The organism is uncultured Gimesia sp. (assembly GCF_963972345.1).
GTDB lineage: Bacteria > Planctomycetota > Planctomycetia > Planctomycetales > Planctomycetaceae > Gimesia.
Map to the genome: position 1 here is coordinate 1 of NZ_CAXAVM010000286.1, position 6,413 is coordinate 6,413.

Consider the following 6,413-nt stretch of genomic DNA (forward strand, 5'->3'; position numbering starts at 1 on the left):
AATTATCACACGAAAGATTCTGATACTTAATCAAGAGACTGGTGCTGACAGAACTGAGTTCAGCTACGACTTCACTCATTTGTTTGAATAAAAAAGATTATGGCGACCACAATCGAACAACCAGAAAAAACAAAAGCAGAGCCCCAGTTACTCGGGTTACTTGCCGAGTTCGATGATCCTCATGCGTTGATCGAAGCATCAAAGAAAGTTCGCGATGCCGGCTACAGCAAGTGGGATACTCACACTCCTTTTCCGCTGCACGGAATTGATGAGGCAATGGGGATCAAGTGGACGATTCTGCCCTGGATCGTGGCCTGCTGTGGCCTGATGGGCGGGACGATCGCGGTCAGTATGCAGTACTGGATGAACGCTGTCGATTACCCGTTCCTGATCAGTGGTAAGCCGCTTTTCAGTATTCCGGCGAGTATTCCGATTACGTTTGAACTTTCAGTGCTGCTGGCTGCCTTCGGTGCCTTTCTGGGGATGCTGGGCTTAAACCAGCTGCCGAAATTGTACAATCCGATGTTCAAATCACAGGCGTTCCGCCGCGTGACGAATGACCGGTTCTTTATCAGCATGGATGCGAAAGATGCGAAGTTCTCCGAAATTGATACGGGAGAATTTCTGAATTCACTCAATCCGCTGCAGGTCGAAGAGTTCTGGTCTGACGTAGAATCTCCCAAGCTGCCACGACCCCTGATTCTCGCTTTAAGCTTTGTGGGTGTGCTGTTAATCATGCCTCCCGCACTGGTCGCCTATAAACGATCCACGACGACGAATACGCCACGCATCCACATCATTCAAGATATGGATTTTCAGCCTTACCTGAAAACACAAAACACCACGAACATCTTCGCCGATGGTCGTGAAGTCCGTCCGCATATTGAAGGGACCATTCCCCGTGGTCAATACAAAGACGATAATATTCCGTTCTACTACGGTCTGAAAGAACTGCCGGAAGACCAGGATGTGATTGCGATTGCCCTGCAGGATGAAGCAAAACCTGCCGACGGCAAGGTGGAAGCATCCAAACCCGCGGATACCCCTCCTGCAGATCCTTCTGCCGCAACTGCGACGGAAGATAAGCTGGCAGATCTGCCCTGGGTGACGGAGTTCCCCATGCCGGTCACTGAGAAAATGATGGCACGCGGAAAAGAAAGTTACAGCATTTACTGTTCTGCATGTCATGGACTTGGCGGAGAAGGTGATGGCCTGGTCTCACTGCGAGCCATGGAATTGCAGCAGGGAACCTGGGTTCGTCCCGCTTCTTACCATACTGAAAACGTGCGTAATCTGCCGGTAGGGCGTCTGTTCCATACCATCAGTAACGGCGTTCGCAAGATGCCGGGATATGCAGCACAGATTCCTCCGGAAGACCGCTGGGCCATCGTTCTGTATCTGCGAGCCCTGCAGAAAAGTCATCAGATCGATGCGAAAGATCTGCGCCAGGAAGAAGTAGAGAAACTTCGAACTACAAAGTAAGTCAGTCGTTACGACACACAACTTGTTGAATTTAATCTCGTTGTAAAAACAAGAAACGTTATGCAAACTTCACCTCATACTGATAAGAAGATTCCCGTTCAAACCCTGGCTGAGCTGGGCTCCCTCCCCATGAAAGTGGCCCTGGGTTGTTCTGCCCTGCTGCCGGTCTCTTTCCTGCTGGGATTCGTATTCACGAACGGGTGGGATCTGTTTGCCTTCTCTTATCTGCAGAGTACATTTTTCTGCCTGAGCATCTCCCTGGGAGCATTGTTCTTTGTGATGATCCAGCAGCTCACACGGGCCGGCTGGAGTGTGGTTTTACGCCGCCTGTCCGAGTTCATTTCCCTGGGAGTGATTCCCCTGTCCGTGCTGGTTCTGCCGATCGTGCTGATCACATTGATGGGGAATGACACGCTGTATGAATGGGCCAATACCGAGACCGTTGCCGAAGATCATCTGCTGCATGCCAAATCACCTTATCTGAATACCGGCTTCTTTGCTCTGCGTTACCTGATTTACTTCGGTTCCTGGATTTTTCTGGCCCGGTATTTCCTGGGGAAATCGGTTGCCCAGGATGCAACCGGCGATCCGGAACTGACGCTGCTGATGGAACGCCGCAGTGGACCAGCGATTCTGCTGTATGCGTTCACACTCTCTTTCGCAGCCATCGACTTTATCATGTCGCTGAATGCCCACTGGTTCAGTACCATTTTTGGCATCTATTACTTTGCCGCAGGTCTGGTCGGGTTCTTCAGTTTCCTGGCTATCAGCCTGGTTTTCCTCCGCAGCAAAGGGTTGCTGCAGGAACCAGTTACTGTCGAACACCTGCACGATGTGGGTAAGCTGCTGTTTGCCTTCAACTGCTTCTGGGCGTATATTGCGATTTCACAGTATCTGTTGATCTGGTATGCCAATATTCCGGAGGAAACAGTCTTCTTTCTGGATCGCCAATCGAATGGCTGGGGCGTTGTCTCCCTGATCCTGGTGATCGGGCACTTTGCGATTCCCTTTGTATTCTTCATGTCACGCTGGATGAAACGAAATCCCAAGGCACTCTGTTTCTGGGCGGTTTACCTGCTGATCATGAACTGGGTCGATATCTTCTGGCTGGTCATGCCGAACATGGCCTCCCATGGTGAAAGTTCCGCCATCAGCTTCGGGATGATCCTGATCAATGTCTGTTGTACAATTGGAGTGGGCGGTATCTTTGTCGCAGGTATCCTGAAATTTGCCGGAGAGAAATCCCTCATGCCGGTCCGGGATCCCCGTCTCGAAGAATCACTGGAATTTCATAATATTTAATTTCGATCTGATCAGATTGATCAGTGCCTTCTAGAATAAGAGAATAAACTATGTCCGGTCATAAAGCAGCCTATGATGATCTCGATACCACGATGATCGCATACGTTGGTGCCGTCGGAACCATTATCACGTTTTTCACCGTATTCGCGGTTGCCGCTTTGAGCTATTCCTTTGAAAAGTCAGAGAATGAAGTGAAAGTGATCGAGGTACCAGAGGTGAATTCCGACAGCATTCTGGCCAACCAGGCAGCTGCATTAACGGAATACCGCTGGATTGACCAGGACAAAAATGTCGTCGCAGTGCCCATTGACCGGGCAATGGAAATTGTTGTTCAGGAAGAACAGGAAAAACAGAAACAGGCTAAAACCAAAAAACCATGAAACCGTTTGCATCTTCCATTCTGGTTCTGCTCTGCTGGGCATGCTGCGTCATCCCGGTGCAGGCAGAGCGTATGGAAAAAGCTCCCAAAGATCTTGCACAGCTGGATGTACTCGAACATCTGGATTCGAAACTTCCTCTGGATCTGGAGTTTCAGGATACGAGCGGGAAACAGGTGAAGCTGGCCGATTACTTCAAGAAAGATCGGCCCGTGATCCTGTCACTGAATTATTCGAACTGCCCGATGCTGTGTTCTTTGCAGCTCACAGCGCTGGTCAGGGGATTGAAAGAATTAGAGTGGTCGGCTGATCAACAATACGATTTTGTCTCTGTCAGTATTGATCCGAAAGAGACGTATCAGCGGGCAAATTTGACAAAACAGAAGTACTTCAAGGAATACGATCGAGCAGGCACAGCCGGTGGCTGGCATTTTCTGTGCGGTCAGCAGGCATCCATTACAAAATTAGCGGAAGCCATGGGAGTTCAATACCAGTATGTCGAAGAGCGAAAAGAATACGCTCACCCGGCAGTGTTACTGGTCTGCACACCCGATGGTCGAATTTCCCGCTACCTGTATGGCGTCAGTTTTCCCGAACAGACTTTGAAACTGGCGCTGGTGGAAGCGTCGGAAGGTAAAATCGGTTCCACCATTGATCGGTTTTTGCTGTTCTGTTTTCACTATGATGCAGACAGTGGTCGGTACGCACCGACAGCACGGAATATCATGAAAATTGGTGGGTTTGCTACCGTCTTTATCCTGACTGTGGTTTTGATTCCCTACTGGCGGGGACGCAAAGGCAGAGTGCAACTGGATACAGCAGCCGGGCAGGCTCATGAAGTGACCGGGGGCTCCTGAGCTGTTTCAGAGCCTCCTGCCAGAGGAATTTGTGTTTTAATCAGATTTGGTTAATACCTTAAATATTTTAACACTCAACAGTTGATTGTGTGAATGCAGATGAAACTATTCATCCCTGAATTATTAGCGAACGCGGAAGCTGGTTTCTGGTTCCCGCCTCAAAGTTCTACAGTAGCAGAGAATGTAGACTCTGTTTACTTTTTCATTCTGTGGGTCTGCACGTTTTTCTTCGTGCTGATCGTCGGACTGATGCTGCTGTTTATGATTAAATACCGTTATCGGCCCGGCGTCGAAGCAGTAAAAACCAACACGCATAACCTGACCCTGGAACTTTCCTGGTCGGTCATACCCACGCTGCTGACAGTCGTCATGTTCTGGGTGGGCTTCACCTCCTACCTGGATATGCGAACGCCTCCCGCAGCCTCTTACGAAATCAGCGTCGTCGCAAAAAAATGGGTCTGGGCCTTCAAATACCCCAATGGCTGGATTGAAAGTGAACTGCATATCCCCAAAGGGGAAAATGTGACACTCACCATGGCTTCAGACGATGTTCTGCACAGCCTGTGGATCCCCGCATTCCGTACGAAAATGGATGTGGTTCCCGGACGCTACACGCAGCAATGGTTCAATGCCACACAGGCAGGAACGTTTCCCCTGATGTGTGCCGAATACTGCGGCCAGAAACACTCGGAAATGATCACCAATGTGGTCGTGCACGAAACACGAGGTGATTTTGACAAATGGCTGCAGAACGCATCCGATATTCACAAAAACAAAACGCCCGTCGAAGCCGGGGAATACTTCTACAAGAGTCGTGGCTGTATTCAATGTCACTCGCTGGACGGTGTTCCCAAGAACGGACCGAGTTTCAAGGGGCTGTTTGACAGCGAGCGGAAGTTTACTGATGGCACCTCCCGGATTGCTGATGCGAATTACATTCGTCAGTCAATTCTGGAACCACAGTCCCAGATCGTGACCGGTTTCCGGCCGATCATGCCGACCTTCAAAGGACAGCTGACCGACGAGGACATTACTGCAATCATCGCGTTCATCAAAGCCCAGAAGTAGTGGCGCTGATGAATCGATTTGATAGATAAATTAAAAAGTGAGAATCTGTTTCTCCATTGTGTTTCAGGATTTTTAATCCGACCCCATTTGAAATTATTCAGGAGGCTGGAAGATGGCAACAGTAGTTGACTCCTCCAATCCAAAATCAGATTTCCCGATTCAATACCGCGAATTGAATTATTTAAACTGTTCGAAGGGCTGGAAGAGCTGGTTTTTCACCCTCGATCACAAACGCATCGGTATCATGTACCTGATCGGTGTGACCTGTGCATTCTTCCTGGGAGGACTGTTCGCGGTTCTGCTGCGTACAGAGTTGTTGTCCCCCGCAAGAATTCTGCTGAGTGCGGATGGGTACAATCAGATGTTTACCCTGCACGGTGCCATCATGACCTTCCTGGTCATCATCCCCGGTGTGCCGGCGGCGATTGGAAATATCATCCTGCCGGTGATGCTGGGCGCGAAAGATGTGGCCTTTCCCCGCATGAACCTGGGTAGCTTTTATCTCTGGATGTTCGGTGCCGCCTTCTTCCTGGCTGCCCTGGCACTGGGGGGACTGGATACCGGGTGGACCTTCTACACACCTTACAGTATCACCACCAGTACCGCGGTGATTACCGCCCTGTTGGGGGTCTTCATTCTGGGCTTCAGTTCGATTTTCACCGGACTGAATTTCATTGTGACGATTCACACCATGCGACCGCCGGGAATGACCTGGTTCAAGATGCCTCTGTTCCTGTGGGCCCTGTATGCGACGGCCCTGATTCAGATTCTGGCGACTCCCGTATTGGGGATTACCGGTCTGCTGCTGGTTGTCGAACGTGCGTTTCACATCGGTATTTTTGACCCTGCCCTCGGCGGGGACCCGGTTCTGTTCCAGCACTTCTTCTGGTTCTATTCACACCCCGCGGTGTACGTGATGATTCTGCCCGCGATGGGCGTGGTCAGTGAAGTGATTGCCGTTCACAGCCGCAAACATATTTTCGGATACCGCTTCATCGCTTACAGCAGTATCGCAATTGCCATTTTCGGCTTCCTGGTCTGGGGACACCATATGTTTGTTTCCGGTCAGTCTAAAGTGGTCGCCGTGGTCTTCTCTGCGATTACCTTCAGCGTGTCGATTCCGTCCGCCATCAAAGTCTTTAACTGGTTGACGACCATGTATAAAGGTTCGATCCGCTTTACCACCGCCATGTGTTATGCACTGGCGTTCCTGTTCATCTTTTCGATTGGTGGTCTGACGGGATTATTCCTGGCAACGCTAGCAACCGACATCCACCTGCATGATACCTACTTCGTGGTGGCCCACTTCCACTATGTGATGATGGGT

6 protein-coding genes are annotated in these 6,413 nt (G+C 50.2%); all 6 read left to right on the forward strand.

What is annotated here, in order from left to right; translation table 11 throughout:
* Window positions 1–99 precede the first annotated feature (99 nt).
* A complete protein-coding gene (locus tag AACZ40_RS27550; protein WP_291168129.1) occupies window positions 100–1,482 on the forward strand; it encodes a quinol:electron acceptor oxidoreductase subunit ActD in 1,383 nt (460 codons plus the stop codon).
* Window positions 1,483–1,542: 60 nt separating this feature from the next.
* Window positions 1,543–2,784 carry a quinol:cytochrome C oxidoreductase gene (locus AACZ40_RS27555; protein ID WP_291168131.1) on the forward strand — a complete coding sequence of 414 codons (1,242 nt, stop codon included), beginning with the start codon at window positions 1,543–1,545 and terminating at the stop codon, window positions 2,782–2,784.
* Between the two features lie 50 nt (window positions 2,785–2,834).
* On the forward strand, window positions 2,835–3,164 hold the full coding sequence (locus AACZ40_RS27560) for a hypothetical protein (RefSeq protein ID WP_291168133.1): 330 nt from the start codon (window positions 2,835–2,837) through the stop codon (window positions 3,162–3,164).
* Window positions 3,161–4,018, forward strand: a complete 858-nt coding sequence (locus tag AACZ40_RS27565) for an SCO family protein (protein ID WP_291168135.1) — start codon at window positions 3,161–3,163, stop codon at window positions 4,016–4,018. The genes AACZ40_RS27560 and AACZ40_RS27565 overlap by 4 nt, the downstream gene beginning before the upstream one ends.
* Window positions 4,019–4,117: 99 nt before the next feature.
* Complete coding sequence (gene coxB / locus AACZ40_RS27570) at window positions 4,118–5,086, forward strand: cytochrome c oxidase subunit II (RefSeq protein WP_291168137.1); 969 nt, start codon at window positions 4,118–4,120, stop codon at window positions 5,084–5,086.
* A gap of 112 nt (window positions 5,087–5,198) precedes the next feature.
* A partial coding sequence (locus tag AACZ40_RS27575; RefSeq protein ID WP_339676782.1) for a cbb3-type cytochrome c oxidase subunit I occupies window positions 5,199–6,413 on the forward strand: 1,215 nt, incomplete at its 3' end.

Bases quoted from the DNA above. Each gene is read 5' to 3' on its own strand.
- AACZ40_RS27550 (WP_291168129.1), top strand. From the start codon at position 100: ATGGCGACCACAATCGAACAACCAGAAAAAACAAAAGCAGAGCCCCAG.
- AACZ40_RS27555 (WP_291168131.1), top strand. From the start codon at position 1,543: ATGCAAACTTCACCTCATACTGATAAGAAGATTCCCGTTCAAACCCTG.
- AACZ40_RS27560 (WP_291168133.1), top strand. From the start codon at position 2,835: ATGTCCGGTCATAAAGCAGCCTATGATGATCTCGATACCACGATGATC.
- AACZ40_RS27565 (WP_291168135.1), top strand. From the start codon at position 3,161: ATGAAACCGTTTGCATCTTCCATTCTGGTTCTGCTCTGCTGGGCATGC.
- coxB (WP_291168137.1), top strand. From the start codon at position 4,118: ATGAAACTATTCATCCCTGAATTATTAGCGAACGCGGAAGCTGGTTTC.